General features: G+C 69.8%; 26 protein-coding genes and 2 pseudogenes. 17 read left to right on the forward strand and 11 right to left on the reverse strand.

Translation table 11 applies throughout. The annotated features are described in order from the left end of the window. The first annotated feature begins 1,090 nt into the window (after positions 1 to 1,090). The 4 genes from KRR39_RS10380 (at position 1,091) to KRR39_RS10395 (ending at position 5,126) form a co-directional block, all read left to right on the forward strand. The gene (locus KRR39_RS10380) at positions 1,091 to 1,609 is read left to right on the forward strand and encodes a VanZ family protein (RefSeq protein ID WP_216941944.1); all 519 of its coding nucleotides are present in this window, start codon (positions 1,091 to 1,093) and stop codon (positions 1,607 to 1,609) included. Between the two features lie 302 nt (positions 1,610 to 1,911). Further along, positions 1,912 to 2,523, forward strand: coding sequence for a hypothetical protein (locus tag KRR39_RS10385; protein ID WP_216941945.1), 612 nt, complete (start codon positions 1,912 to 1,914; stop codon positions 2,521 to 2,523). Then, positions 2,520 to 3,398, forward strand: coding sequence for a CPBP family glutamic-type intramembrane protease (locus tag KRR39_RS10390; protein WP_216941946.1), 879 nt, complete (start codon positions 2,520 to 2,522; stop codon positions 3,396 to 3,398). The genes KRR39_RS10385 and KRR39_RS10390 overlap by 4 nt, the downstream gene beginning before the upstream one ends. 45 nt (positions 3,399 to 3,443) lie before the next feature. Then, on the forward strand, positions 3,444 to 5,126 hold the full coding sequence (locus tag KRR39_RS10395) for an alpha-amylase family protein (protein WP_216941947.1): 1,683 nt from the start codon (positions 3,444 to 3,446) through the stop codon (positions 5,124 to 5,126). A 67-nt stretch (positions 5,127 to 5,193) separates the two neighbouring features. Here KRR39_RS10395 and KRR39_RS10400 read toward each other — a convergent pair whose 3' ends face one another. From KRR39_RS10400 to KRR39_RS10410, 3 genes are all read right to left on the reverse strand, one after another. Next, positions 5,194 to 6,126, reverse strand: a complete 933-nt coding sequence (locus KRR39_RS10400) for a GMC family oxidoreductase (protein WP_254185659.1) — start codon at positions 6,124 to 6,126, stop codon at positions 5,194 to 5,196. Between the two features lie 10 nt (positions 6,127 to 6,136). Continuing rightward, positions 6,137 to 6,703, reverse strand: a complete 567-nt coding sequence (locus KRR39_RS10405; RefSeq protein ID WP_216941949.1) for a GMC family oxidoreductase N-terminal domain-containing protein — start codon at positions 6,701 to 6,703, stop codon at positions 6,137 to 6,139. A gap of 168 nt (positions 6,704 to 6,871) precedes the next feature. Beyond that, entirely contained in the window at positions 6,872 to 7,816 is a 945-nt protein-coding gene (locus KRR39_RS10410) for an EamA family transporter (RefSeq protein ID WP_216941950.1), read from the reverse strand. 73 nt (positions 7,817 to 7,889) lie between these two features. On the opposite strand from KRR39_RS10410, the gene KRR39_RS10415 reads away from it, so the two are divergent. The 5 genes from KRR39_RS10415 (at position 7,890) to KRR39_RS10435 (ending at position 11,007) form a co-directional block, all read left to right on the forward strand. After that, entirely contained in the window at positions 7,890 to 8,804 is a 915-nt protein-coding gene (locus tag KRR39_RS10415; protein ID WP_216941951.1) for a LysR family transcriptional regulator, read from the forward strand. Positions 8,805 to 8,998: 194 nt separating this feature from the next. Continuing rightward, positions 8,999 to 9,451, forward strand: coding sequence for a hypothetical protein (locus tag KRR39_RS10420; RefSeq protein WP_216941952.1), 453 nt, complete (start codon positions 8,999 to 9,001; stop codon positions 9,449 to 9,451). A 125-nt stretch (positions 9,452 to 9,576) separates the two neighbouring features. Further along, entirely contained in the window at positions 9,577 to 9,993 is a 417-nt protein-coding gene (locus tag KRR39_RS10425; protein ID WP_216941953.1) for an ester cyclase, read from the forward strand. Positions 9,994 to 10,265: 272 nt separating this feature from the next. After that, positions 10,266 to 10,583: a hypothetical protein gene (locus KRR39_RS10430; RefSeq protein WP_216941954.1), complete on the forward strand. Its 318-nt coding sequence runs from the start codon at positions 10,266 to 10,268 to the stop codon at positions 10,581 to 10,583. A gap of 175 nt (positions 10,584 to 10,758) precedes the next feature. Continuing rightward, positions 10,759 to 11,007: a DUF2630 family protein gene (locus tag KRR39_RS10435; protein WP_216941955.1), complete on the forward strand. Its 249-nt coding sequence runs from the start codon at positions 10,759 to 10,761 to the stop codon at positions 11,005 to 11,007. Between the two features lie 191 nt (positions 11,008 to 11,198). Here the strand turns inward: KRR39_RS10435 and KRR39_RS10440 are convergent, their stop codons facing one another. Next, positions 11,199 to 12,338: a GGDEF domain-containing protein gene (locus KRR39_RS10440; RefSeq protein WP_216941956.1), complete on the reverse strand. Its 1,140-nt coding sequence runs from the start codon at positions 12,336 to 12,338 to the stop codon at positions 11,199 to 11,201. Positions 12,339 to 12,490: 152 nt separating this feature from the next. After that, positions 12,491 to 13,066, reverse strand: a complete 576-nt coding sequence (locus KRR39_RS10445) for a MarR family winged helix-turn-helix transcriptional regulator (RefSeq protein WP_216941957.1) — start codon at positions 13,064 to 13,066, stop codon at positions 12,491 to 12,493. Between the two features lie 101 nt (positions 13,067 to 13,167). On the opposite strand from KRR39_RS10445, the gene KRR39_RS10450 reads away from it, so the two are divergent. Then, entirely contained in the window at positions 13,168 to 14,499 is a 1,332-nt protein-coding gene (locus KRR39_RS10450) for an FUSC family protein (protein ID WP_216941958.1), read from the forward strand. On the opposite strand, the gene KRR39_RS10455 is transcribed toward KRR39_RS10450, so the two are convergent. Further along, a complete protein-coding gene (locus tag KRR39_RS10455; RefSeq protein WP_216941959.1) occupies positions 14,393 to 15,448 on the reverse strand; it encodes an SDR family oxidoreductase in 1,056 nt (351 codons plus the stop codon). The genes KRR39_RS10450 and KRR39_RS10455 overlap by 107 nt on opposite strands. Before the next feature lie 240 nt (positions 15,449 to 15,688). On the opposite strand from KRR39_RS10455, the pseudogene KRR39_RS24675 reads away from it, so the two are divergent. From KRR39_RS24675 to KRR39_RS10480, 5 genes and pseudogenes are all read left to right on the forward strand, one after another. Further along, positions 15,689 to 15,886, forward strand: a pseudogene (locus KRR39_RS24675) (helix-turn-helix domain-containing protein); the annotation flags it as partial. A gap of 89 nt (positions 15,887 to 15,975) precedes the next feature. Next, positions 15,976 to 16,269, forward strand: a complete 294-nt coding sequence (locus KRR39_RS10465) for a VOC family protein (RefSeq protein WP_216943018.1) — start codon at positions 15,976 to 15,978, stop codon at positions 16,267 to 16,269. Between the two features lie 484 nt (positions 16,270 to 16,753). Further along, positions 16,754 to 18,269, forward strand: a pseudogene (scpC, locus tag KRR39_RS10470) (succinyl-CoA:acetate CoA-transferase ScpC). Positions 18,270 to 18,424: 155 nt separating this feature from the next. Then, the gene (locus KRR39_RS10475; RefSeq protein ID WP_216941960.1) at positions 18,425 to 19,036 is read left to right on the forward strand and encodes an ArsR/SmtB family transcription factor; all 612 of its coding nucleotides are present in this window, start codon (positions 18,425 to 18,427) and stop codon (positions 19,034 to 19,036) included. A 44-nt stretch (positions 19,037 to 19,080) separates the two neighbouring features. Continuing rightward, positions 19,081 to 20,262, forward strand: coding sequence for an MFS transporter (locus KRR39_RS10480; RefSeq protein ID WP_302053589.1), 1,182 nt, complete (start codon positions 19,081 to 19,083; stop codon positions 20,260 to 20,262). Positions 20,263 to 20,531: 269 nt separating this feature from the next. On the opposite strand, the gene KRR39_RS10485 is transcribed toward KRR39_RS10480, so the two are convergent. Beyond that, entirely contained in the window at positions 20,532 to 21,233 is a 702-nt protein-coding gene (locus tag KRR39_RS10485) for a hypothetical protein (RefSeq protein ID WP_216941962.1), read from the reverse strand. A gap of 429 nt (positions 21,234 to 21,662) precedes the next feature. On the opposite strand from KRR39_RS10485, the gene KRR39_RS10490 reads away from it, so the two are divergent. Further along, a complete protein-coding gene (locus KRR39_RS10490) occupies positions 21,663 to 22,184 on the forward strand; it encodes a TolB family protein (RefSeq protein ID WP_216941963.1) in 522 nt (173 codons plus the stop codon). Between the two features lie 302 nt (positions 22,185 to 22,486). On the opposite strand, the gene KRR39_RS10495 is transcribed toward KRR39_RS10490, so the two are convergent. The 3 genes from KRR39_RS10495 to KRR39_RS10505 form a co-directional block, all read right to left on the reverse strand. Next, positions 22,487 to 22,897, reverse strand: coding sequence for a DUF4186 domain-containing protein (locus tag KRR39_RS10495; RefSeq protein ID WP_216941964.1), 411 nt, complete (start codon positions 22,895 to 22,897; stop codon positions 22,487 to 22,489). Between the two features lie 293 nt (positions 22,898 to 23,190). After that, the gene (locus tag KRR39_RS10500) at positions 23,191 to 24,330 is read right to left on the reverse strand and encodes a transposase (protein ID WP_216941965.1); all 1,140 of its coding nucleotides are present in this window, start codon (positions 24,328 to 24,330) and stop codon (positions 23,191 to 23,193) included. Positions 24,331 to 24,841: 511 nt separating this feature from the next. Continuing rightward, a complete protein-coding gene (locus KRR39_RS10505) occupies positions 24,842 to 25,303 on the reverse strand; it encodes a hypothetical protein (protein WP_216941966.1) in 462 nt (153 codons plus the stop codon). Positions 25,304 to 25,564: 261 nt separating this feature from the next. Between KRR39_RS10505 and KRR39_RS10510 the strand changes: the two genes are divergently transcribed. Then, complete coding sequence (locus KRR39_RS10510) at positions 25,565 to 26,464, forward strand: MOSC domain-containing protein (RefSeq protein ID WP_216941967.1); 900 nt, start codon at positions 25,565 to 25,567, stop codon at positions 26,462 to 26,464. Positions 26,465 to 26,508: 44 nt separating this feature from the next. Here the strand turns inward: KRR39_RS10510 and KRR39_RS10515 are convergent, their stop codons facing one another. Further along, positions 26,509 to 26,859, reverse strand: a complete 351-nt coding sequence (locus tag KRR39_RS10515; RefSeq protein ID WP_216941968.1) for a hypothetical protein — start codon at positions 26,857 to 26,859, stop codon at positions 26,509 to 26,511. Positions 26,860 to 26,903 lie beyond the last annotated feature (44 nt).

Genomic DNA, 26,903 nt, shown 5'->3' on the forward strand with positions numbered 1-26,903 from the left:
CAGCGGTAGCAGCGGTCCTCGGGCAGGGCCTTCAGCTTGGTGGTGAGGTATCCGTCCCGGTTGCTGCGGACCGTCCGGATGTTGTTGTACGTGCCGGACAGGGTCCGTCGCTGCAGGACGACCGGTTCGCCGCCGAAGGGGACGTACTTGTCGATCCGGGCGCCGGTCGAGAGCCGGTCGGCGCCATCGCCTGCCGGGTCAGCCGGCCCTTGACGGTCACGGTCGCACCGCGGCGCACCGGCTCGGGGGAGACGTTCGTCGTGAGTCGGGAGCCGCGGAACAACGAGAAGACGGACTTCTCCGTGAACGGCGCACCCTTGGTGGTGGTGGAGGTGGCGCCCACCATGTAGGTGTTGTACGGGGTCGCGACGATGTCCCACGGTCCGGCACACGCACTCGTGGTCGCCGGGGTGCCGTAGTCGTCGTTGGCCTCGAATGACCAGGGCTTGCTCAGCGGGTGGTCGTAGACGTCCGGCTGACCGGTCGCGACCGGACCAGGGCCGGAGCCGATGTAGTCAGAAGACGTGCTGACCGCGCAGGCCCGCGCCTTCTCACCGACCTGACCGCTGCGACGGAACCGGAGCTGCAAGTAGCTCGACGAGCGCGGAAAAGGTGGTTGCGGTGGCGATGAGCGCCACTCCCGCTGCTACTGCACGCCGAGTCGTGCGAACCATCGTGGTCCCCCGTTCTGTCCGAAAAGAACGGAACGTCCGGCTCCTCGGCGTGTCCAGGATGCGGGTGATGCCGCACGGGAGATACCGCCCCGGAGTGGGCGGCGCGATGGGAGGAGTCTTCAACACCGGCCGAAGCCAGGTCATCCGTATCGGGTGAGGCGTCCCCGGGGCCTCGCGCCGGAGGATGGAGGACGGCTCGGTGTTCGAGGAGGATCAGGCGTGTTCTACACCATCGTGTTCGCGGGTCTGGCGGTCCTGCTCGTCATCGCAGTGATGGTCCAGAAGTCGCGTAGGAAGTAGACGAGGACAGCCGCAGCACGTGGTCGTGTGACGCGGCGACCTGGGTCCTCGCCGGTGTGGCTCCGACGGTCACAGCTCGCGCGCCCCTCGGGACGGGCGCATGTAGGGTCCGGCTCGTGCTGTCCACGATCCTTGTCGAGTATCCGTGGATCACGACGGTTGCTCTCGTGGTACTGGTCGTTCTCGGTCCCTTGGTCGGAGCCTGGCTGGTTCCGAACGTGCCAATGACGCGTGTGCTGCTCACCGTGTCAATCGGCGCGGTTGCTCTGCTCACCCTGGTTCCCACGAGCCGCGACCTCGCGGTCGGCTGCGCGACGGAATGGGACCTGCCTACCCTCGGCGCCGTTGAGCTGATGGCAAACCTGACCTTGTTCGCCCCGATCGTCCTGCTGGCCGGCGTCTTGACCCGACGGCCACTCGTGGCCCTGGTCGTCGCGAGCGGCGCTTCCGCGGTTGTCGAGGCGGTTCAGGCGTTCGCCACCGTGCTCGGAAGGAGCTGCTCGACCAACGACTGGCTCTCCAACACGCTCGGTTCGCTGCTCGGGGCTGGGTTGGCCGCAGCTGCCCTGCGCCTCGCCGACCCGCTGACCTCAGTTGGTCAGGAGGGAGCCCCCAGTGGCCGGATCGGGTCATGACCAGATCCCCTACACCGCGGCCAGCTTGGGCCATTGCGTCCTCCGACCACTGGCCAGAACACTGATGTCGCGGGGGCAGAATCCCTGTACTGCGTCAGGTCACGAGCGCCAGCGCACGTACGTGGGGTGTGCCTCGCCTCGAGATCCCGCCGAGCCGCGAGGAGGCCGGCATGCAGCCGCGACCGAGCAGATGGATTCGTGCAGGTCTCGTGTGTCTGCCCAGCTACGGCTTGTTGACGTTCTGGACGACGCTTGACCCGCAGCCGGACCCGAGCAGGCGGTACGCCGCCTGGGCCCGGTATGTGACCACCGACCAGTACGTGCTCACGCACGTGGTGGGAAGCGGACTCGGCACCATCCTCGGCATCTTCGGTGTGTTCGCGCTCGCTGCTCACCTCGCCTCGACCCACGCCAGGAACATCAGCCTGCTGGCCATGGTCATCACGGTGCTCGGCCAGACCCTCTTCCTGATGGTCATCGGGATCTCGGCCGTCGCCGCCCCGCTGGAGGGACAGGCCTACCGCGCCGGCATCTACGCACTGCGCGACCTACCAAGCACGACAGCCTCAGTGGCTCAAGGCCTCATCGGGTTGCTGGTGATCACGCTCAGCTTCCTCGGCAACAGCCTGCTCGGCGTGGCCATCTGGCGGTCCAGGATCCTTCCCCGGTGGACCGCGGCTGTCTGGACGGTGGCGGCCGTGCTGATGTATCCACTCGGTCTCGTCGTCGCCGCCGCGATGACCGGCAGCACGCCGCGCACCGTCCTGGTGGGCGCGTTGCTCGTCACGGCCAGCGGAGGATGGATCGCCTGGTGCGTTCAGCAGGGCTCCTCCCCGGCGGGTCGGACTCCCCGCTTGGACCCGGCCATCGTGGACCTCGCCGCAGGGTCGAGCCGCAGGGGAACCGGCCGATGAGCGCCCCCACACCCCCGCAGCACTCACCGACCGAACGTCACGCCCCCGTCGCCCGCTGGATCATCGAGCACCCGGTCAGCGCATTCCTGGTCGGTGCCTACGGGCTGGGAATCCCCCTGCTGACGGTTCGGACCGTGACTTCGTTCGCGACCACCGCCCTCGGTTACGCATTCACGTACGTGGCGCTGCTGGGGTCGGCGCTGGTGGTCACCTGGGTGATCGGCGGACGCGCCGGCATCGGCCGGTTCCTGGCGCGGTTCCTGCAGTGGCGGTTCGGCCTGCGTAGGTGGGCATTCATCCTGCTGGCACTCCCGGTACTCACCGGCGCCATCGCAGCAGTCACCGGCACGTGGCAGCTGCCCGCAGGAGGATGGGCCGCGCTGATCTCCGGATACCTGTTGCAGACGTTCCTCTACGGTGCGCTGGAAGTGAACCTGGCCGAGGAAGGCGCCTGGGCCGGCCACGTGCAGACCTGTCTCGCAGCCCGACACGGGCTGCTGAAGGGAGCGATGCTGACTGCACCGCTGTTCGTGATCATGCACCTGCCGCTGCAGTTCGCGCCGGGATGGACGTGGGGCAGCGTTGCCGTCGGGCTGATCGCGCTGGCAGTCATCGCACCCTTCTTCAGGTACCTGATCGGCGAGACCCTCGAGGCCACGGGCGGTAGCCTCCTCGCGGCCGGCGTCCTCCATGCTGCCTTCAACGCCTCGGGTGAGCTCGGCTTCCCCGGCGACTGGCAGTTCCTCGTTGCCCTCGTCCTCCTCACGCCGGCCCTTGCAGGACTCCGCAGGCACCGACGTCGGCGCACCCACGCAGGGTCGCAACGCTCCGACGACGCCTTGACCCATCCGGCGTCCTTGACCGAACCCGACTAACCCCGCACGTTGGCCGCGATCAGGACACCCGCCGTACGGTGAGGCATGCGGATCAGCGAGACGAGCGATGTGTGGTGGAAGACGGCGGTCATCTACTGCCTCGACGTCGAGACGTTCATGGATTGGAACGACGACGGGGTCGGCGACTTCCAGGGGGCTGCGGAGCGCCTCGACTACCTCGCCGAGCTCGGGGTCACCTGCCTGTGGCTGATGCCGTTCTACCCGACGGCGGACCGCGACGACGGCTACGACATCACCGACTACTACGGCGTCGACCCGCGGTTCGGGACGGCCGGCGACTTCGTGGAGCTGGTGCACACCGCTCGTGACCGCGGCATGCGGGTGATCGTCGACCTGGTCGTGAACCACACCTCGGACCGGCACCCCTGGTTCAAGGCCTCCAGGTCGAGCACCACCTCGCCGTACCGCGACTTCTACGTGTGGCGCGACGACGAGCCGCCTGACACCACGAAGGAGGTCGTCTTCCCGGACCAGGAGACGAGCATCTGGGAGTACGACGAGAAGTCGGCGCAGTGGTACCTGCACCGCTTCTACCGCTGCCAGCCGGACCTGAACATCACCAACCCCCAGGTGCGCGACGAGATCGTGAAGGTCCTCGGCTACTGGCTCGAGCTCGGCATCTCCGGCTTCCGCGTGGACGCCGTCCCGTTCATGCTCCAGACCGACGGCGTCGACGCGGCCGAGCTCGAGCGGTTCCCCGACCCGCACGAGTACCTCCGCTCGTTGCGGTCCTTCGTCGGGCGTCGTACGGGCGATGGCATCCTGCTCGGCGAGGTCAACCTGCCGCACAAGGACCAGAAGACCTTCTTCGGCGGCCGGGACGGCGACGAGCTCACGATGCAGTTCGACTTCATCGGCATGCAGAACACCTACCTCGCGCTCGCGCGTCAGGATGCGAGACCTCTCGTGCGCGCCTTGCAGAAGCGGCCGGCGACCTCGCGGCAGTCGCAGTGGGCGACGTTCCTGCGCAACCACGACGAGCTGACCCTCGACAAGCTGTCGGACGCCGAGCGGCAGGAGGTCTTCGCCGCCTTCGGACCGGACCCGGCCATGCAGCTCTACGGACGCGGGCTGCGGCGCCGGCTCCCGACCATGCTCGAAGGGGACCCGCGACGCATCCGGATGGCCTACAGCCTCATGTTCTCGCTTCCCGGCACCCCGGTGCTCTTCTACGGCGAGGAGATCGGGATGGGCGAGAACCTCGACGTCGAGGGTCGGCTCGCCGTGCGCACCCCGATGCAGTGGAGCGACCAGCCCAACGGCGGGTTCTCCGGTGCCCGGAGCTCGCGACTCCCCCGCCCCATGGTGGATGGCGCCTTCGGTCCCGAGCACGTCAACGTCGCCCAGCAACGCACCGACCCCTCGTCGCTGCTGGAATTCATCGCCCTGCTGATCCGCCGCTACCGTGAGTCCCCGGAGCTCGGGTGGGCCGACTTCAAGGTCCTCGACCAGCCGCACCGCCACGTGCTCGCGCATGAGTCGGCATGGGACGACCGTCGCATCGTCGCCGTGCACAACCTCAGCCCCGAGAGCTGCATCGTGCCCCTGCACCTCGAGGGCTGCGACCGCTCCGCCCATCTCATCGACCTGCTCCAGTCGACCCAGGACACCTCCATCGACGACGCAGGACGGTGCGAGGTGGCGCTGGACGGCTACGGCTACCGCTGGCTGCGACTCGGCTCGCACACCAGCAAGCGACTGGCCTAGGACGGGGCGTCCCAGGTCGACGAGGGGTCACGTCGGCAAAGCCCGCCGGGGCGCCGCCGAGCGTAGGTCAGCACGAGCCGGCGAGCAGCCATGCGGCGATCCGGTCGCCCACCACCATCGTGGTCAGGTTGGTGTTGGCGGACGGCAAGACGGGCATCACGGAGGCGTCGGCGACCCAGACGCCCTGCACGCCGTGCACCGCTCCGGTCGCGTCGACGACGGCGCCCTCGGCCGGACGCGGGCCCATCGCGCAGGTGCCGACCGGGTGGTGGTAGCTGCCGACCCGGGACCGGATCGACGCGGCCAGGCTGTCCTCGTCGTCGGCGACCGCCGGCCCCGGGGTGAGCTCCTCGCCCGCGACGAGGTCCGCGAGCGGTCGGGTGCCGGCCAGCCTGCGGGCGTGCCGGGTGGCCTCCACCATCCGGGCCAGGTCGTCGGCGGTGCGCAGGTGCGCGACATCGATGCGCGGCGGGTCGGCCGGGTTCGTGGACCGCAGCCGGACGTTGCCTCGCGAGCTGGGCGACAGCAGTCCGGTGACCACCCCGAAGACGCCGCCGGTCGGCGAGCTTGGGTCATCGAAGGGACCCGCGGCGAACAGGTGCAGGTCGGGCGGCCCCTCAGGGGCGGCGGAGCTCGATCGCATGGTCAGCATCGTCTGGAACCGTGGACCGGTGAAGCCGGGCGACGTCGGCAGGTCGACCGCCACCAGCGGATGGTCTGCGAGACCGGTGCCGACGCCGGGCAGGTCCGCCTGAGGTTCGATCCCGTGCTCCGCCAGTTGCACGGCCGGCCCGATCCCGGACCGCATCAGGATCGCCGGACTGCAGTAGGCCCCCGCGGACAGCAGCACCCGGTCCGCCTCGACCAGCTCACCGTCGGCGAGTCGGACCCCGACCGCTTCGGTGCCGGAGAGCTCGACCCGGTCCACCAGCGTCCGGGCCCGGACGGTCAGGTTCGGCCGTCCTCGAGCGGGCGCGAGGTGGGTGAGCGCCGTGCTCATCCGCAGCCCGTCACGCACGTTGCGCGGCAACGGGCCGACCCCGATCGCGCGGGGGGTGGTTGTGGTCGAGCACCAGCGGATGACCGATCGCCCGCGCGCTGTCGACGAAGGCTCGGTGCACGGGTGCGAGCTCGTCGTACGCCGTGCGGCGCACCGGCACCGGGCCGCACCGCCCATGCCAACCGTCATGGTCGTCGGCGTCGTTCTCCAGGTCCCGCAGCCACGGCAGCAGCTCGTCGAACGACCAGCCCGGGTTGCCCGCCGTGACCCAGCGGTCGAAGTCCTGGGGCCAGGCGCGCATCAGGAACGCCCCGTTGGTGGCGGAGCAGCCGCCCATCAACCGCCCCCTGGGCAACGAGGTGACGCGTCCCGCCTCGTCGGGCTCGGAGACGAAGCCCCAGTCGTGGTCCGTGGTCGGGGCCGAGGAGTCCGCCACGTCGGCCGGGAGGTCCTCGAGACCGCCGTAGTCCGGGCCGGCCTCCACGAGCAGCACGTTCAACCGACCCGTGCTGCTGAGCCTGGCCGCGGCCACACAGCCCGCCGACCCACCGCCCACGACCACCACGTCGAACGTCATGACGCCTCCAACACACGACCTCACGCTCAACGTACTCCGGCGCGTGCGCGGGGTGCTGCGGTCACTTCCGGCGAACCTCTCCGACAAGCTGCCCCGACGAGACACCCTGTCCCGCGGAGTGATTGCCGTGCGATGGCAGACGACGTCGGGGCGGCGGCGGCTCCCGGTTCAGCGCAGCAGTGGCTGCCGTGACGGCACCGGGTCCGCGGTGTCAGGCGCCACCGGAGCCGCCGACCTGTGAGCCGAGCCGGGCAACCTCTTGAGGAAGCCTTGTGCGACCAGTACGCCGAGGAGGAGCAGCGCGCCGCCCGTCACCTGGGCTGTGTTCGGCACTTCGCCGCGAAGCGGCCAGGCGCTCGCCGCGGCGACGACCGGCGCCAGCAGCACCCACGGCACGACCGCCGAGGACGGGTTGCGCGCCAGCAGGGTGTTGAAGAGGCCGTACCCCACCAACGAGGCGAGCCCGGCGGTGTAGACCGTGGAGAACGCTGCGTGCCAACCGAAAGCCCGGAACCCGTCACCGACCGCGCCGGGTCCGTCCAGGAGAACGGAGAGCACAAGCAACGGCACGGGGACCACCAGGGCGGACCAGACCGTGAGGGAGAGTCCCCCGCCGGTGAGCCGTGCCGCCCGCGAGACGACGTTTCCGATCGCCCAGGACAGGGCGGCCGCCAGGCAGAGCAGCAACGCCGTCGCCGGCACGTGCCCACCGCGACCGAGACCGACAACCATCAGGCCGACGACACCGACGAGCACGCCGGCGACCTGGCCACCCGAAGGCCGCTCGCGAAGCACCCCCGCCGCGATCAACACGGTGAGCACCACCTGCGCCTGTAGCACCAGGGCCGCCAACCCCGGGGGCATGCCCGCGTGCATGGACGCGTAGAGGAATCCGAACTGGCCCACGCTCATGAAGACCCCGACCGCGACGACGGTCCGCCACGGCGCCTGCGGGCGACGTACGAGCAGACAGGCCGGTACGGCGACCAGCGCGAAGCGGATCGACGCGAACAGCAGCGGTGGCACGTCTCCCATGCCCCAGTCGATGACGACGAAGTTGAAGCCCCAGATGCAGGCGACCAGGGCGGCAAGAAGCGTGTCGCGGCGGCTCATGCAGCTATCGTCGCCGGTGACATTGTGAAGCACCAGCGACTGAGTTTACCGCTGAAGCGGTAGCGTTGCTTCCATGATCGACCTTGACGCCCTCACCTCCCTCCGAGCGGTCGACTCGCACGGTTCGGTGGTCGCAGCCGCGGAGGCGCTCGGGTTCACGCCGAGCGCGGTCTCGCAGCAGATCAAGCGGCTCGAGCGCTCCAGCGGCGTTCCCCTGCTCGAGCGGGTCGGGCGCGGTGTGATGCTGACGCGCCACGGTCGTCACCTCGTCGACCACGGCGGTCGGCTGCTCGCCGAGCTCGAGCAGCTCGAGGCCGGCCTGCACCGCCAGGCCGCGACCGTGGCCGGCGAGGTCCGGCTCACGGCCTTCTCCACGGCGATGCGAGGGCTGGTGGCCGCCAGTGTGCCGGCGGTCCTGGCCGACCACCCGCAGCTCGAGGTGGCGTTGAGCGAGCGGGAGCCGTGGGACACTATCGACCTCGTCGCCCGAGGAGAGTCCGACCTCGGCGTGGTGCACAGCTGGGGCGACGTCCCGCTGGAGATCCCCGACCACCTCGTCGCCACCCGGGTCGCCACCGACCTCGCCGACGTGATCGTGCACCGCGACCACCCGCTCGCCTCCAAGGACCGCGTCACACCGAGGGATCTGGTCGACGAGGGCTGGATCGCCACTCCGGAGGGCAGCATCTGCCGCCAATGGCTCCATCGGATGTACGTCGGCACCGGCCGCGTCCCGCGCATCGCGCACGTCGCGATGGAGTTCGACTCCCACCTCGCCCTCGTGCGCGCCGGACTCGGGATCGCGCTCGTGCCGAGACTGGGTCGAGCATCCCTCACCGCGGACCTGGTCGCCGTACCAGCCACCGACCCGGTGCCGTCCCGCACGGTGCTGGCGCTGCACCGCAGGAGCATGAGCGACTCCCCCGCCGTGCAGGCACTCCTCCAAGCGATCCGCGCCGAGGGGCGACGCTCCGGACCCCACACGTAGACGGCCGTGGCAGACCGGGTTCCGGGACCTCACCGCCGTCTCGCTGCCAGGCATGCGCCCGAGGGGCCGGGGAGGCAGCGCGCCAACGGGCCACCCAGAGGTGACCCGGCCGGGCCGGTGACAACCAGCGACGGGCCCCCTAGCCTCGTGCCGGCCGCGGCGAGTCGCGTCGCGCTCGAAGGGGGAGGTCGAACATGGTCCGTCGCGCAGTCGTGGGGTTGGGGGCGGCGCTCCTGGCGGGGCTCCTGATGGGCGCGGTGGCACGTCTGATGATGCGGCTGGTCTCGCTCGCCAGCGGTCGACCCGCGGAGTTCTCGCTCGGCGGTACGGTCGGCATCCTGCTGGCGTTCGTGGTGCTCATGGTCCCGGGTGCCGTGGTGGCGTCCCTGTGGCATGGCCACGGTCGGTCGTTGCTGCTCGTGGTGGGCACGGGGTTCCTCCTGGTGTCCGGCACCGGCATCGCCGTGGAGGACCTGAGCACCGTGGAGGATCTGTCCGCCGTCCGCTGGCTGGGTGTGGGCGCGGCGGGGCTCGGCGTGTACGCCGCGATCCTTGCCCTGCCCGTGCTGACGTTCCGGATCCTCACCCGCGGTGCGGGCGGCTCTTCCCAGGCCCTGCGCCTCGGGCGCACCAAGCCCGCGGGGTAGGCGTTTCCCGCCGGGCCTGGCCTGGGAGGACGCCTTCGCCCCTTGCCGGCCGTGGACGCCGAGCGTCTACTGGCAGGAACGACGGTCCGCACAGCCGGCGGACCTCCGAGCCAGGGGAGGCGAACATGTCCGACGACGAGTTGAGGACGGCCGTACGCCGATTCTTCGAGGAGGTCTGGAACAAGGGCAACGTCAGCGAGACCGACGCATTCCTCGCCCCGGAGTTCGTCAGCCACAACACCTTCGACGTGCGGATCGTTGGCCCCCGCGAGTACGGCGCGGCGGTCACCGACTACCGGGCGGCCTTCCCGGACCTCCACACCACCCTCGAGGACGTGCTCGTCGACGGCGACCGAGTCGTGGTCCGCGGCACGGACCGAGGAACCCAGCGTGGCGACTTCATGGGGATCCCCGCCTCTGGTCGGGAGGTCACCACCACCTGGATCGAGATCTTCCGCATGGAGAACGGCAAGGCCGCCGAGGGCTGGCTCGAGGCGGACACGGCGACACTCCGCAACCAGCTCGTCGCCGAGCCGAGCTGACCGGCACTCCGGTCTCCTCCCGGTGGTTCACAGACAGTGACCGCCGGAGCCCGCCAGGCAAGCCCGACCCCAGGATCCACGCCAACAGTCGCGTCCAGACGGAACGTACGCAGGCGGGTGGTTTCGCATGGATACGCCGGGTGGGGCGGTCGTCCGATCCGGCCCCCTCACGGCCGGGGCCGGGCTACTGTGGGGCCGATACGGCCGTCGATGCCCAGCCCCCGCACTGACGTTGGCCGTAGCGACGGTGCGTCGAACCCAGGGATGCCCGAGTGCGTAGTCCGTCGCAGAACTCGCCGACCAACCCCGAGCCGACCCAGCGGACCGCCGGGCGGGCCGAGTGCCACCGGGAGCCGCCGCAACCCTGCCCGGAGTATCTCGCCGCGATCCGCGACGCCCGGGCCGCGGTCGCCAGCGCGCGCACCTCAGGTCACTCGAGCTCCCGGACACCGACCGTCGAACAACACAACTTGTTCAGCGCCCTGTCCGCGTACGCACAGTCGATGACGGAACTGGGCCTGCCGGTGCCGCACACCCTTCTCAGGGAACTGCACATGTACCAGGACCTGGTGACGCCGCACGTGGTGTGACCGACGGTGCGCGACCCGGCCACCTTCCTGGTACCGGTGCCCCGTCAAGCCCCGTCGAGCTTCAGCCGACCGGGGACGGCCCGTCGCGATGTTCCGGCCACGCTCGACCAAACGTCGACGTAGAGCCAGACTGATCTCACCAGGAGCAACTACCCCCTCACCAGGAGCGGCGACGATGGCCGACGATCAACCCATCCACCAGCGGATCACTGACCTCGTTGGCCGTGAGCGCGACCTGCGAGCTCGGCTCGCGGCCGGACAGATCTCCGTCGACGAGGAGCGCCACCAGCTCACGAGCATCGAGTCAGAGCTCGACCAGGCCTGGGACCTGCTGCGTCAACGCCAAGCGCACCGCGAGTTCGGCCAGGACCCAGACACCGCGTCGACTCGCGGTGGCCCGACCGTCGAGGGCTACCTCCAGTAGAGGCACCCAGGACCGGTACATCCGCTGCTAGTCCAGCTGCCGGACGACCGAATCTCCGTGATCCAGCCTGGTATGAGGGCACCGTCAGGAATTGGTCCGGAGGGCGTCTCCGGCTCCCTGCCGGTGGACCGGTCTCCAGGGGCGCTGTGCACGGTCGCGGCGACGGGCGCCGCGTCCGCGCGGCGCCCGGGTCACGCCTGCGCGCCCTCCGGGGTGGCGGCCAACGCGTCCCCGCCGGCGTGCTTCGCCCGGTACAAGGCCGCATCTGCGGCTGCATACAGGCTCCGCAGGCTGTCGGCATCGGTGGGGGCATGAGCCCAGCCGACGCTGACCGACACGTCGACGACCTGGCCGTCGCCGACGAGGATCGAGCCGGCTCGAACGTCCTCCATGATCGCTTCACCCCGGCGGCGAGCCGTCGACGCGGAACATCCCGGCAGCAGGACCGCGATCTCGTCGCCGCCCATGCGGCACACCACGTCGCCCTTACGGGACCCTGCTCGCAGCAGCTCGGCCAGTTGCACCAGCACTTGGTCACCAGCTGGGTGGCCGTAGACGTCGTTGACGCGTTTGAACTTGTCGACGTCGAGCAGGACCAGCGCCGTGCCATCGTCGCTTCCCGCCCCCGAAAGGGCGGTCGTCGCGGCCTCGTCGAGAACGCGGCGAGTGAAGAGACCGGTCAGCGGGTCGATCGCGGCCTGCCTCTTGAGCGCCGCTACCAGCGCTGCCTGACGTTCGCCGGCGCGGGTCAAGAAGACCGCCGTCGTCACCAGCACCGCGGTCACGTATCCAAAGTCGATGACTGCCTCGCGCCACGGTAGCTGCACCGCGACCACCACGAGCTCACCGATCAGCGCCGCCACGGTCATCACGGCGGCGCCAGCCCGCCTCAGCAGCGATGCGCCGTAGAGGGTGGGGAACAGGAAGAAGATCTGCGCAGCCACCGAGGCGTCGTAGGTCAATAGGTCGATGGCAACTATCGCGGCGACAGCGAGGAGCGGGCACGCGACCCAGGCGACCTTGTTGGCCTCTTTGACGAAGTACGCCAGGCAGCTCATCACGGCGACCAGGGCGACGGTGGCTCCCGCCATGAGGAGAGGCCAGGCCCCGACGTCGCGCTGCTGGGTGTCGAGGGGCGCAAACAGCACCGTGACCACCACTGCCACGCCACACAGGACCGAGACCGTGCGAGCCGCCGCCCGGTGGTCGGGGGGGGGAGCATGTGTTCCAAGAAGACCATGCTCACCTGACTTCGCGGCACCAGTGACGAGCTGTTCACTCACGGTATCCGAGCCGCAGATCGCATATCGCGGATTGAACACTTCGGGCACAAGGGAAGGGCGCTCGGAGAGTACGCCGCGTCAGCAGCGCCAGCTTCCACTCTGATGCCGATGAGGGAGCGCGATTCGTGATCGGGCCGACAGACGATCCCGACCGAGCAGCGCGCCGGCCGATGCTCACGCGAAGCGCCTGCTGGTGCGGCTCATCCGTCGGGCTCGAGCGCACCGTGCCGCCGGTCTTTGCCGGAGCCGGCTTGGCGGCTGCGTCCTTGCTCCCAGGCGGACGTCAGTGCGCGCAGGCGGCTGGCCAGGCCCTCAATGGCCTCGGGAGGGGCTTCGGCGAGCAGGGCATCTTCGAAGGCGAGCTGGGCGGGAACCACCTCGTCCACGAGCGCGGCCCCCGCATCGGTCAGGACAAGTAGGGACGAGCGGCCGTCGGCCGGGTTCGCCGACCGGTTGAGCAGTCCCCGAGCCTGGAGGGCGTTCAGCCGCATGGTGATCGCGGAGCGTGGTGCCAACAGCGTCTGGGCCAGCGACGTCGGGCTCAGGGGTTCGTCCGAACGGCGCAGCGCCGACAGCACGTCCAACTCCCCGCGGGTGAGCCCGTAGCCGGCGAGGAAGGCGTCGCTGGCTTCAAGGATGAGGCGGGAGGCGCGCAGCACCCGGTGGATCACACCAAGGCTGGTGAAGCTCAGCTCGGGGCGCAGCCGGGCCCACTCGCGCTGCATCCCGTCCACGACGTCGCCGCCAGCGGACATGCCGTCTGCGTCCTGGTCCATCCGAATCCTCCCGGCCCGCGGTCACCGCCTGGTCACCACGATAGTTCAGAACTGTAGTATCCTGGATAGTACTTCACTTCTGTAGCACCTCGGAGCGACACATGACGCAGGCCACCCAGCCGCGGTCCTGGTGGGCGGCGGTCTTCCACCTGGGCCCGCACGCCGGCGCCCACTGGACCGCCCTGCGCGCGAGCCTGGCGATCCTCGTGCCGCTGATGGCTTGTTGGGCGTCGGGTCGCGGCGAGCTGCTGCTGTATGCGGCGATCGGCGCCTTCGCCGCCCTGTACGGCCGACACGAGCCGCCTCGGGCACGTCTCGTCATGCAGGCGCAGGCGAGCGCCGTACTGGTGGTCGGCGTCGCCGTCGGCGCGCTGGTGGCGACCATCCCGTTCCGACTCTGGCTGCTCGTCCCGGTCGGGGCCGCCTGGGCCGGGGTCGCGGTGCTGCTGGCCGAGCGGGGCGGATGGCATCCGGCCGGAGCGCTGAACCCGGTCTTCGCCCTGACTGCCTCGGCGACGGTCCCGATCCCGCTGAGTACGGTGCCCGCAGCCACCCTCGCTGCAGCCGGCGCGGCCATCTTCGCGCTGCTGCTGGCCCTTCCGGGGCGCAGCGCCCGCCACGGCGGCGAACCGGTGCCGCCTCCGCTGGCGTGGCGCGGCCTTCGCCCGCCCGACCCGGTGGGCCGCCACGCCGCCCGCTACGTGCTCGGTATCGGCGCCGCGGGCGTCGCCGTCGCGACCAGCGGCATCGGCCACCCCTACTGGACCTTCGTCACGGCATCCGTGCCCATGTCCGCCCCCGACCTGCGCGCCCGCCTCGCGCGCGCCGCCCAGCGGGTGATCGGCACGGCCACTGGCCTCGGCGTTGCAGCCCTCGTCCTGACCGCACACCCCACCGGCTATACCGCGATCATGGTGATCGCCGTGCTCCAGGCGTGCACCGAACTGACCACCGGGCGCAACTACAGCCTCGGCCTGGTCTTCTTCACCCCGATGGCCCTCGTGCTCGGCGACCTCATGCTGCCCGCCTCGATCGGCACCCTCCTGGCTCAGCGCGCCCTCGAGACCATCATTGGCCTCACCATTGCCCTAGCCGCGACCCTCATCACCCACGAACGGCGCACCCCTACGAGCCATACCCCGCCGCGCGATCATGCCGCCGCCTCTGGGCACCCTCGGCCGGGGCAGCGAAGGCTCCCGCGCAGCGCAGCCCACGATCCCTGCTCAGGGAACAAGGTAGATGGTCCCGGCCCCCAGGCACACCGACCTGCCCCGGCTCGTCCCGCCGGGGCTACGACGCACGGCGGCTCGACTGCTGGGGCCCTTGTCAGGCCACCGGCGGAATCACGCGACGCGAGACCAGCTCGTCGAACAGCTCGCGGAAGCGGTCCTCCGAGTCCAGGCAGTCGTGGAAGCCGGCCTGTCGCGCCTTGACGGTCGAGGTCACGTTGTCGAACTCCGAGCGGAACAGAAAGTCCCCGAACTGCCACGCCACCAGGTCCTCGTACGGCGTGGGGCGCAGGTCGTGCCGTGACACGAGGCGCTCCCAGACGTCACGGTGAGCCGGCATCGCGTCGACCAACGGCACTGGTTGTGGCTCGGCCACCTCCATTCCGAAGTGACATGCGAAGGTCGGCCACAGCTGGCGCCAGCGGAACTGGTCCCCGTTGGTGATGTTGAAGACCTCCCCCGCAGCCCGGGGCTCCGACCCCGACCACACGGTCGCCCGGGCCAGCAGATCGGCGTCGGTCACCTGATACAGCGCGTCGTAGGCCGCCACCGTGCCAGGGAAGCGCAACGGCTGCCCCAGCTCGCGGCAGATGCTGGCGTAGACCGCGATCACCATCAGCAGGTTCATCGGGTTGCCCACCGCGTAGCCGATCACGCCCTCCGGCCGCAGCACGGTCGCGTCGAACCCGCGCTCGGCGGCCCTGGCGCGGAGCACGTCTTCCTGGTCGTAGTAGAAGTTGGGCTGAACCAGCCGTGGGTCGCGTTCTTTGGCCGGGGAGTTGAAGTAGCCGAGGTGCGCCCCGTACGCCTTCCCGCCCTGGTAGAGCGTGACGTGGCGTACCGGCGCTCCGCACGCAACCAAGGCATCGAGGGTGTTCTCCAGCAGCGCGACGTTGACCTGCGACAGCTCTCGAACGGTGGGCCGCTCGATGTAGGCCGCGAACACCAGGTGCGTGGTGTCAGCCGCGCCCGCGAGACCCCTCCTGGCCGACTCCGGGTCCAGCAGGTCGACTGGAAGGTGCTCCCAGGACGAGGCGTCGGTCACCGGCCGCCGGCTCACCCCGCGCACGCGGACGCCACGAGCGGCGTAGGTGTCGGCCACGTGCTTGCCGATGACGCCACCGGCTCCAGCGACCAAGACGGTGTCAGCCATCCGATCATGCTATCCAAGCCTGACGCCTTCATGCTCGACGCGCACCGCTGGCCCCGCTCAGGCACCGATCGGCGTGACCGAGACTGCGTCGTACGCCGCCTTCAGGTCAGGCCGAAGCACCACGACCGGCCGCGAGCCAGGTGCCTGATCTGGAGGTCACGCCTCCCCCCGCGTGTTTGTTGCGTGGAGCTCAGCAGGCACGAGGAAACGAATCGCCGCACGCTCCGTGCGCGCGACGAGATGGACCGGTGCTACGCCGACCCGCTCGACATCCCCAAGCTGGCCTCGACAGTGCACCTGTCACCCTCTCAGTTCGGACGACTGTTCACGCAGGTGTACGGCGAGACTCCGCACCGCTATCTGCAACGCCGCCGGGTCGAACGCGGCATGACACTGCTCCGACGGACCGATCGGCCGGTCACCGACGTCGCCCGGGACGTGGGCTTCGCCAGGATCGTCGGCCACCCACCCTCCGAACACCGAGCACGTCACGGGTCGCTCGCGGTGCCGTCCTGCTTCGTCGCGTCATGGACCCGTCCGCGCCACGCGCACTCGACCAGGACGAGGCGCTGTCCTTCGACACCGCGCACCTCGGTCTCGAGACCCGCGACGACGTCGACCTCGGCTTCATGCGCTGGCTCACCATCGGGGTCCCCGGACAGGACAGCTCCCTGCAGCTCGAGCTGGTCGGTGGCCGGCAGCACGACCCCGCCACCGCCGCCCAGGTCCGCGGCCTCGTCACCAAGGGCGCGCTCGGCGGGCGTCGAGAGCACCCAGGAGCCGGTCCAGCAGCCCTACGGCACCGACGTCGGGATCCCTGACCCGTTCGGCAACCACGTCCGCATCAGCCAGCCCGACGCAGTGACCCCCGATGAGGTCGAGCGCAGCTACCGAGGGGCTGACGCCTGACCCGGCGACGTCCGCGACGCACGTCCGAAGCACCAGCGCCAGGTTCTCTACGGTCTCTGCAACCCGGTGCGGCCGGACCCACCGCCGACACAGGGGCGCTAGAGCCAGGTCACCGGGCGGCTCATCAGCTGCGTCGGACTCGATCTCACCGCCACTCACACCGCGAAACGCCAGCGACAGCACGTCGATCGCACCCGGCACGGAGGTGCGTTCGGCGAAGAGCCGGGATGCCGCGAGCGCCGAGAAGTCGACGTGCTCATCCGTCCCCCGGTCAACTGAACACTCTCGTCCGGAATTGGGGCTGCCCGTCCGTGTCCTCCCACCAGCGGTTCCAACTGTCGCCGCTGGCGTATGCCCTAGTCTGACAATGCGAAGGCTGAAGGAATCAGGGTGGCCATGGCTGGACGCATCGCGCACCGTGGGCTGAGGAACAAGGTCATGTCTGCCTCCGAGGCCGCAGCCCACATCAGGCCTGGCGACAACGTCGGCATGAGCGGCTTCACCGGCGCCGGCTATCCCAAGGTCGTGCCCCAGGCACTGGCGGCCATGATGTCCGAGCACCGCGCCCGGGGCGAGGACTTTCGCATCGGCGTATGGACCGGGGCCTCGACGGCACCGGAGCTCGACGGGGCGCTCGCCGAAGCCGACGGCATCGATCTACGTCTCCCCTACCAGTCCGACCCGATCAGCCGGGCGAAGATCAATGCGGGCACGATGGAGTACATCGACGTCCACCTCTCGCACGTCGCACAGATGGCCTGGGAGGGTTTCCTCGGCAGGCTTGACGTCGCCCTCGTGGAGGTCACGGGGATCACCGAGGACGGCGAGCTGATCCCGTCCTCGTCGGTGGGCAACAACAAGACCTGGATCGACCTGGCCGACAAGGTCATCCTCGAGGTCAACGCCCGGCAGCCGCCGGAGCTCGACGGCATGCACGACATCTACTACGGCACCGCGCTGCCGCCGCACCGACGGCCGGTGCTGATCAACCGTCCCGACGACCGCATCGGCATCCCCTACTTCACCTGCCCCCCCGGAGAAGATCGTCGCCATCGTCGAGACCGATGCTCCGGACCGCAACACCGCCTTCAAGCCGATCGACGACGACTCGCGGGCGATCGCCGATCACCTCATCGACTTCCTCGACCTCGAGGTGCGCGGCGGGCGGATGCCGCCGGAGCTGCTGCCGCTGCAGTCCGGCGTCGGCAACATCGCCAACGCCGTGCTCGCCGGGCTCGGGCAGACACATCACCGAGAGCTCACTGCCTACACCGAGGTGCTCCAGGACGGCATGCTCGACCTGCTCGAATCGGGCACGATCCGGTTCGCCTCCGCGACGGCGTTCTCACTCAGTCCAGCGGGGCTGGATCGGTTCACCGAGAACATCGCCCGGTTCAAGGATCCCATTCTGCTGCGCCCACAGGAGATCTCGAACCACCCGGAAGTGATCCGTCGCCTCGGAGTGATTGCGACCAACGGCATGATCGAGGCCGACATCTACGGGAACGTCAACTCCACGCACGTGATGGGATCGGCCATCCAGAACGGCATCGGAGGCTCGGGCGACTTCGCCCGCAACGCCTATGTCTCGCTCTTCGTCACCCCCTCCACGGCCAAGGGGGGCGCACTGTCGTGCATCGTCCCTATGGTCTCCCACGTCGATCACACCGAGCACGACGTCGATGTCGTCATTACCGAGCGAGGGGTGGCCGACCTACGAGGGCTGGCGCCTCGGAGGAGGGCGCAGCACATCATCGACCGGTGCGCCCACCCCGAGTACCGGCCGATGCTGCAGGACTATTTCGACCGCGCGCTCGCCGGGGCGTGGGGACGCCAGACCCCCCATCTGCTCAGCGAGGCTCTGAGCTGGCACCAGCGGTTCATGGAGACCGGGACGATGCTCGTGTCCTGACGGACCAAACGGTCGCGATCCAGGGTCGATCACGGGGAGCGGTCTGACAGCGCAGCAAGCGCTCTGAGGGCCCAGACATCTCGCCGGGCACACGGAGCCCGGGAGTTATACAACAGTGCTTGTAGATAGACGCTCGCCGGCCGCAGGCTAGAGGTGTGACCCGCAAGACGGCCGAGCACCGGCACCGCATCGACGACGTCAGTACCGAGCTGATCGACGTCCTCGTCGCTCTGCACCACCCGACCCGGCGATGGTTGGTTGAGTTGCTGTACGTCGAGGGGCCGGCCACGGTGGGCGGGCTCGCCGCGCGCACCGGGCTGGCGGTGGGGTCGGTGAGCCACCACCTCAAGCCGCTGCATCGGCAGGGATTCGTCGAGCCGGCGCCCGAGCTGGCCCGCGACACCCGGGAGAGTTGGTGGCGGGTGACCGAGCGCCAACTGACGTGGAGCGCCGAGGACTTCGCGCCCGACAGTCTGGGCCGCAAGGTCGCAGACCACGCGGAGCTCGAGAACTTCCGGTACCAGGCACGCGCCACGCAGCAGTGGCTCCAGGACATGGGCCAGACGACGCCGGAGTGGCGGCGCGCGGCAGGCTCGACCGACAGCCTGGTCCGGGCCACCCCCGAGCAGACCAAGGACCTGCACCAGCGCCTGGGCGCCGTCCTCCAGGCGTGGACCGAGGAGGTCAAGACCGAGAGCCCGGCGGCCGACAGCCGGATGGTCCGGGTCATCCTGCGGATGTTCCCCAGCAGGCCGGTGCGGCCGTGAGCGCCGCCTCTGCGCCGGCCCTGCTGGGGGCCGCACCGCCGCCGGTGCGTCGCGACCCGATGGTGCTGACCTGGCTCGCGGGCACCACGATCTCGGCGTTCGGCGACGCGGTGTGGACCGTCGCGCTCGCGTGGACCGCCGTACAGACGGTGTCGTCGACGCTGGCGGGCGCCGTGCTCGGGGCCGAGATGCTCCCGCAGGCGGTCCTCGTCCTCCTTGGCGGCGTGCTGGCAGACCGCTTCGACCCGCGGCGCATCCTCGTCCTCGGCCAGGTGGCCCGGGCTCTCGTCCTTGCGCTCGGAGCGCTCGCGTGGCACGCCGGGTCCGACGGCGCCGTGACGTTGTTCGCTATCGCCCTGTCCTTCGGGGTCGTCGCGGGACTGACCGTCCCATCGGGTGGACCACTGCTGCGGGAGTTCGTCCACCCCGACGACTTCGGGACGGTGATGGGCTGGCAGCAGGTCCTCGGCCGCACCATGCGCCTCCTGGGCGCGCCGGCGGGCGGCGTCATCATTGCCTTGTACGGCCCGGTGGGCGCGATGGTGATCGACGGCGCGTCGTTCGCATTCATCGCGCTGGTGCTCGCCTTGGTAGTGCGGGCCCGGTACGCGGTGCCGCGCGCCGCGCACACCCGCTGGTGGGAATCCTTCTCCGACGGTGTCGCCTACCTGGGGCGCAGCCCGACGGCGCGCATCTTCATCACGGGGCTGACCGCGCTGAACGTGTTCGTGACCCCGGTCGTCGCACTCGGGCTGGCGATCCGCGTCGAGGGATCCGGCTGGGGTGCGCACTGGCTCGGCTTCGCCGACGGCACCCTGGCCGTCGGCGCGATCGCCGGAAGCCTGCTCGCGATCCGCTGGCCGCGGCTGCACGCCGCGCGGGCCGGGTTCAGGGTCCTGGTGCTGCAAGGCGTAGGGCTGGCGATCGTGGGCATGCCGTCCCTGCCGGCCGTGCTGCTGGGGATGGTCACGGTAGGGGTGACGGCCGGCATGGCGTCGGTCTGGCTGTCGGGCGCGTTCCTGAAGGCGATCGACCCGGAGTACACCGGCCGCGTCTCCTCGGTCACCAGCCTCGGTGACATGACCCTGATGCCGCTCTCGCTGCCGGTGCTCGGCGCGATCGCGGGAACCACCAGCGTGCTGACCTCAACGCTGATCTTCGGGCTCACGATGTCCCTGCTATGCCTGACCTTCGCGACGCGCAAGGCCATCGCGACCCTGACGTGATTCAGGCCGTCCCGTAGACATACCGAGGCACCGACCTCCAGCACGAGCATCCCTTCGAGCCGCAGGTGAACGTCCGGACATGCCGAGATGAGCGCGTTCCGGTGGGGCATGCTGCGAGGCGCATTCGCCATGCGCGTGACGTTCGAGGCGATGGTGCCTACCTGTTCCGGCTACGCCGACTGGCTGCGCGACTACGTCGGAGGACGTGACGGTGAAGCTCGTCAACCAAGGGCGCCGATGACCAAGGCGTGTCTTGTGGCAGCCATGAATCAGCTCGGCGTGAGCCGGGTAGCGGCGTGACGCCACATGGACACGCACACACCCACGACGAAGACCAGTAGCAGCAGCAGCGCAGGGGTCAGCACAGTACCTGCGGTCGCCGAGAAGCCCGTCTGAGCGGTCACCGCTCCCCCGGCCAGGAACCCGAGTCCGGCTACGACCGCGGTCCACCCCAGCCAGCGTGCGTAGCGGTGCCCCAGGGCGATGGACAGCCCGAGCGACACCAGGGTGAGGCCGTTGGTGAGGTGGAAGAACCCGCTGAGTCCCTTCTCAACGCCGCGCACACCCTCGGCTACCTGGAACGCGGAGGTCTTCCCCGCCCCAACGGGTGCGCTGGTCCACGTGTCGATGGCCGAGCGCAGTGCCACGCCGTCGACGGCCATCTGGACCGTGAACACCGCCACGAGCAGCACGCTGGTGACCGCGCCCACGAAGGCGAGGGCGCCGGGAAGCCCGGGCTGCCGGACCAGGCTGAGCGCGAGCATGATCAGGGCGAGCCCGAGGAGCAGCGTGCCAACCCATTGCCCGATGTGCACCAACGTCCAGTGGGCGTAGCTCGCGTACTCGATGAACGCCGCCCGGGAGTCGTTCGGATCTGCGTGCGCGGGGTGCATCTGGCCCATCACCACCTGCACGAGCAGGCCCGCCACACCGGCGGTCGCACCCACGCGCAGCCACGCGGCGTCGACCACGCCGGCCGTGGGCGGCGTGGGTGCCGCCCGATCCTCCCGGCCGGACTGGACGGGCGTGTCAAGCGGTGCGGCTCGCTGCGGTGGCACGGTGTCGCCACGCCCGGTCGAGCTGACATCGGTTCTCATTCGGCTGAACCGCAAAGATCTAGGCATCGCGCGCCTCCAGCGACGAGAGAGCGTCGTGGCCCGGCCAGAAGCACGAACTGGGTTCCTTGCACCGACCGAGTCGTCTTGGTCAAGCGTGGCCACTGTCGACATTCGCTGTCCATGACCCGGTTGTGCAAGCAGGACGCCCCATCAGGGTGCCGCCGCCCGAAGTGCCGATCTGCGTTGCCGAGTGCCGCGCCCCCTCCTGACTACACGGACACCGAGGACGGTTCGTCGAGGTCGAGGTGGGCGAGCTCACCGCGGGAGATGACACCGGTCTCGGTGAACACGTTCCGCAGGTGCCCAGCACTGGGCGGCGACGTTCTTGTTCGACAGACCCTGGCCGACCAGTTCGGCGACCGCAATTCCATCGGGGTGAGGTTGAGGTTGAGCCAGGGTGGCGAGGAGTCCGCCCTGTTCACCATCCGGCTCGACGGTAGCCAGGAACGACAGGTGACCTCGTTCGCGCTCCACGCCGGCGACGCCACGTGGTCGCCGGACGGTCGCACCATGGCGCTCGAGGCGTCCCCGACGCCGACCAGCCGCGGTGACGTCTACACGGTGCGGCCGGACGGCAGCCAGCTGCGGAACCTCACACGCAACGACTCCCAGGTGGCCGGGTCCGCGGACCCCGTGTGGTCACCGGACGGCAAGTTCCTTCTCTTCCTGTCCGAGACCCGGACCACGGATGGTGACGTGACCGGCGGCCTGACCGTGATGAGGGCCAACGGGACGGCACGGAGATTCGTCCCCGCGACTCCGATGTTCGAGCACCAACCGGACTGGCGGGCCATCCGAAGGTGACGCCTGGGGGTTGGCACTGTTGGAGACCCAAGCTCCCGCACGTGGATGAAGAATCCTCTGTTGGCGATCGCAGTCCCGGCCGCCTCGTAGGGCGTTCCCAGGGCAACCCCGCCCGCTATCGACCTTGGTTGCTGCGCCTCGCGGATCTGCCGAGATCCGCTCGGCATGACACCGAGGGCCCAGCGGCGGCGGACACAGGCCGTGCTCAGCCGTCGCGCGCTGCTGCGGGCGAGCGTCCGCCCCGACGCCCGGACGATGCCCGGGGCGCCTGACCGCTCACGCCCAGGAACGCCGCGCCACCTTCACGATCGGCGTGAGGTGGAGCTCCCGGGACCCCGCCCTTCGATGGAGGTCGCCAGCTCGCGGTCGATCCAACGCCCGATCACCTCGACCACGTAGGCCCGCTCGCCGCGGTCGAGCCGATGCCCCTTCGCGATGCCGTGCCACGTCGCCAGGCAGCTGCGGCAGCAGGTCGCGGTGGCGTGCTGGGCCACGAAGACCGGGTGGTTGCGGTAGGGGGTCTGCCGGCCGTCGTTGCGCGGCTCGGCCGGCGCCAGCCGCTCCGCGATGATCTCCGCGGCGTGAGCCCGCATCGTCTGCGGACCGCGCAGCTCAGCCGTAGCCCGCTCGCGCCCGCGCAGGTGGAACCGCCGCCCGAACGGTCGCGCGCTCGCGCGGTCAATCCGGTCATCGATCTCGGCGGGGTCGGGCACGCCCCCAGACTAGGCACGGCACGGTGGCCGACGACGAGGCCAAGACCGGCCGGGTCGCCGTGGGGCTGCGAACCACCAGTGCCCGAAGGCGCGACAAAGAGGAAGTGGAACAGCCACACGTCTTCCTCGGCCAGCTCGACCAGCGGCGGTCGCGGACCCGAAGCGCCAGGGCACCGATCACGGCGAGGTACCGGAACCCCGGACCCGAACCCGAACCCGGACCAATGCCGGGCATCGCACGACCGTGCCGCGCTCTGGCACTTGCGGTCATCCGGATCTGGTTCCCCTCTGTGTCAAGGCCGCGGCTTTGGCCTTCCTGAGTTTGCGACGTCGCTTGTCGCCGTCAAGGTCGTTCGTCCGGTGGGGCGCTCCATCTTGACGGCTCCTGCGCGCCGTTGCCTGGAGCGCGGAGCCGGAGCCTGGTGGGTCTTCGCAGCGGTCTTGGTGACGGGTAGCGTCGGGGTTGCGGGTCCGGGAAGTGGCTGATCCGAAGAGCCGATGACCGGGGTGGACAGATCGGCCGCGCTGGATTGTGAAGACGCCCCCGAGTGCCCTCCCGGGCCCGCCTGTTCTGTCTCAGCTTCCGGCACCTGGCTGCTGTCGGCGTCGGCGACGAGTTGTCGATAGACGGCGTCGGAGAGCCGCCGCTTGAGGCAGCGCAGGGCCTCCATCGGGGTCTTGGCCTCGGCCAGCTTTCGTCGGTAGTAGGCGCGGCCCTCGGTGTCGTGGCGGATCTGCACGATCGCGGCGACGTGCAGCACGTGGTTGAGCCGTCGGTTCCCAGCCCGGGACAGGCGGTGTCGGATCTGGTCACCGCTCGAGGCGTCCAGGGGTGCGGTGCCAGTCCAGGAGGCGAAGTGGTTGCGGTCGGGGAACCGGGCCACGTCGCCGACGTCGGACAGGACCCGGGCTGCGCCGGCCGGGCCGATCCCGAACAGGTCCATCAGGTGCGATCCGCGGTCTTGGACCGCTGTCCGGAGCTCCTTGGTGATCGACGTGAGCTTCGCATCGACCGCGACCAGGTCGGCGATCTCTTCGACAGCCATCCGCCGCATCGTCTTACCTGTCAGCGATCTCGGCCTCACCTTGGCGAGCAGTCGCTTCGCCTGCAACGCGGAAAGGTCCCGCTTGGCGCCACCGGGGATGAGCTCAGTGAGCAGCCGCTGCAACCGGTTGACGGTCTGCACTCGCAGGTGCGCGAGCTCGTCACGGCGATCGGTGAGCAGCCGCAACGCAACCAGCTCCTCGTCGCAGGACAGCTCGTTCAGTCCGGCTGTCCGCAGTGCCACCATCGCGACCGCGTGCGCGTCGGTGGCATCGGTCTTGCGGGCGTTGCCGGTGTCGAAGACCCGCACCCGGGCTGCCAGCTTCGCCGGCACATCGAGAACAGTCTCGCCCTGGGCGAGCAGCCGCGCGGCCAGCGGCCGCCCCATCCCGTTGGCCCCCCTCGACCGCCCACCGACGGCTCCGCCACTGTCCACGCACGAACTTGGTCATCAGCTGGTAGCCGGTGCTAGTGGTGGCAAACCGGCCCGTGGCCAGCACCGTCCCCTGTTCGTCGATCACCTCGATCGTCACCGACTTCTTGTGCGGGTCCACACCCACGATCACTCGACTCATCCGTACTACCTCCTCGCTCGAGCCGGTTATCAGCGAGGCCGGGCAGAGCTACTTTGAGCCGGGCGATCCCCTCTCGAGCCACGCCTCACCACGGCACCCGACGGGACCGCATGCCAGATGTGAGCCACACCAACACGGTGGGCAGCCGCTGCCATGAGAGCGTCCCGCCGAGCACCTTCGACAACAGCCTGGCCCGGCCGCTGCCGTGAGAGAAGTCAACAAGTAGCCGCGATCCGGGCTCCTCAACCCCGAAACCCCGTGGTGGGCCGGACGGCCCCTCTGCGCAGCAGTGAGCCAGCCGACGGAACCTGGCGAACAAGGGACTCAGATGGCCGCGGCTGCATTCAGCGGGTTGTTCGCCGCCATCTCAGCCGCCGTCTCCAGCAGCTGTGCGACGAGCTGGAGGGTGAGCGCGTCCTGCTCGCTCATCCGCTGACCGAACGGCCCCCGCGCCCGCGCCAACCCCGAACCGACGCGGAGCATGCACTCGCGGACGTCCCGGCTGACCTCCGGCGGAACGCGTTCGAGCAGCGACGCAACCTCGTTGAGGCCAGAGACGATGGAACGCGGGTCGAGCTGGAACTCGTCCAACAGCCACTCGCGGTTGAGGGTCATGGCCCGCATCAGCTGCCAACCCAAGGGCGAGTCCCGAGGCGCGTCGTCAACGCTCCGCCAAAAGGCCGCCTCCTCGAGCTCGTCCAGACGGCTACGTCCGACCAGCGCGCTGACCACCCAGACCGGCCCGAGCTGCAGGGTCAGCCACTCGGTATCCGACCATCCGTCCATGAGGCCAAGGTAAGCCCGAAGACCCGGGTGAACCAGGGGTCGAGGACGATCCGCAGGAGTGGCCCGCTTGGCAGCTACGGGTCGTGGCTAGGCCAGCCGCCCACCGGCTGACACCGGCGATGGGCAACACGCACCCCGAGGATTCCCAGTCGGTTCAGAGTTACCGGATCCCGCGATCCGCGCGGACATGCCGAATTGAGTACGTCGGCGGGGGTCGAAGAGCCAGCCTGGGACGGGACCCGCCCGTGTGAGGATGCCTGCATGATGGAAGTCGAGCTGCCCGAGGACGCGACGGTTCCCACACTCACACGCTCGTTCGCCGCATGTGTGGCATCGGTAACCGAGACGCCGATCGCGGAGGTCCCTCAGCCAAGGGCGGACTTGCCGGGAGCGATCAGTCATTGGCGCAGTTGGCTCGCGGGGCGGGGCGCAGGGTTGGTGACGCTCGGGAAGCCGTCCTCGTTCAGCTGGCCCGGGTACTGGCTGGCCATCCTGGGGCGGCCTGGCCTCAGCGCGGACGCTCACGACGCCACGGCGGTGCTGATGTTCGGCACCCCCTCGGGCGTCGTGCTGAGTCCCCAGGATCCGAGCCTGCTCGGTCGTGCTGCCACCGACCTCCCTGTCCGGGAGGGCTACGTCCTCTGCGGCCTTGACCCGGCTCTCATCGCCCCTACCTCCCCGCTGCCGCAACTGAGCGGCACGGTCGCGGCCATCGCGCTGGCAGAGCGGGCCACCGGCGACATGCGCACCGTGGACCACGCCCAGGCCCTCGCCAACCGGGGCCTGGACGGTGACCGCTACGCCGCCAAGGCAGGCACCTTCACCCCGACCGACGACACCACACGCGGTTACGACCTGACCCTGATCGAGGCCGAAGTGCTTGACAGCCTCACCTTGCCCGAGGCCCGCACCCTCGGCTACGCCGAGGCGCGACGCAACGTGGTCACCCACGGGCTCGACCTCAACGCCCTGGTCGGGCGACGCTTCCGGGTGGGCAACGTCGAGTGCCTGGGCCAGCGCCTCTGCGAGCCGTGCTCACACCTGGAACGCCTCACCACCAAGGGCACGCTGCGGGGACTGATCCATCGCGGCGGCCTACGCGCCGATGTTCTCAGCGACGGAGTAATCACCACCGGCGACCTCATCGAGACCATCGACTAGGGCGCAGACACAGCGAACAGACGTCCGGACATGCCGCTGACCGGTCACCACACCTCAGCCCGGGCGCTCGCTTCTTCACACTCACGTCGGCGTCCCGCGGTCGTCAGGATGTCGAGGAGTGGCAATCTCCCCCTCAGCCGTGCCCGAAGCCAACTGTTCGTTCCCGGCGCCAGCCCTTTGGCTTTCGGCAGGTCGCCAACGGGTACGACGGCGAGGGCGACACCGGCGGGAAGTGACCATTTCAACGCGTGGTAGACCGCCGAGAGCGTCTCGTCAGTGTCCACGAAGGCCAGCCCGTCGGCGGCGACCAAGACCTCCCGCCACGGCCCGGCCAAGTCCCTTGACGGATCGACCTCGTGAAGGTCGGCTGAGGTCCAGGCGACGTACACGGTCATGCCGCCAGAGTGCCCGGTGCCCATTCGACCCATGCGCAGCATTG

Source organism: Nocardioides panacis (genome assembly GCF_019039255.1).
GTDB classification, from domain to species: Bacteria; Actinomycetota; Actinomycetes; order Propionibacteriales; family Nocardioidaceae; genus Nocardioides_B; species Nocardioides_B panacis.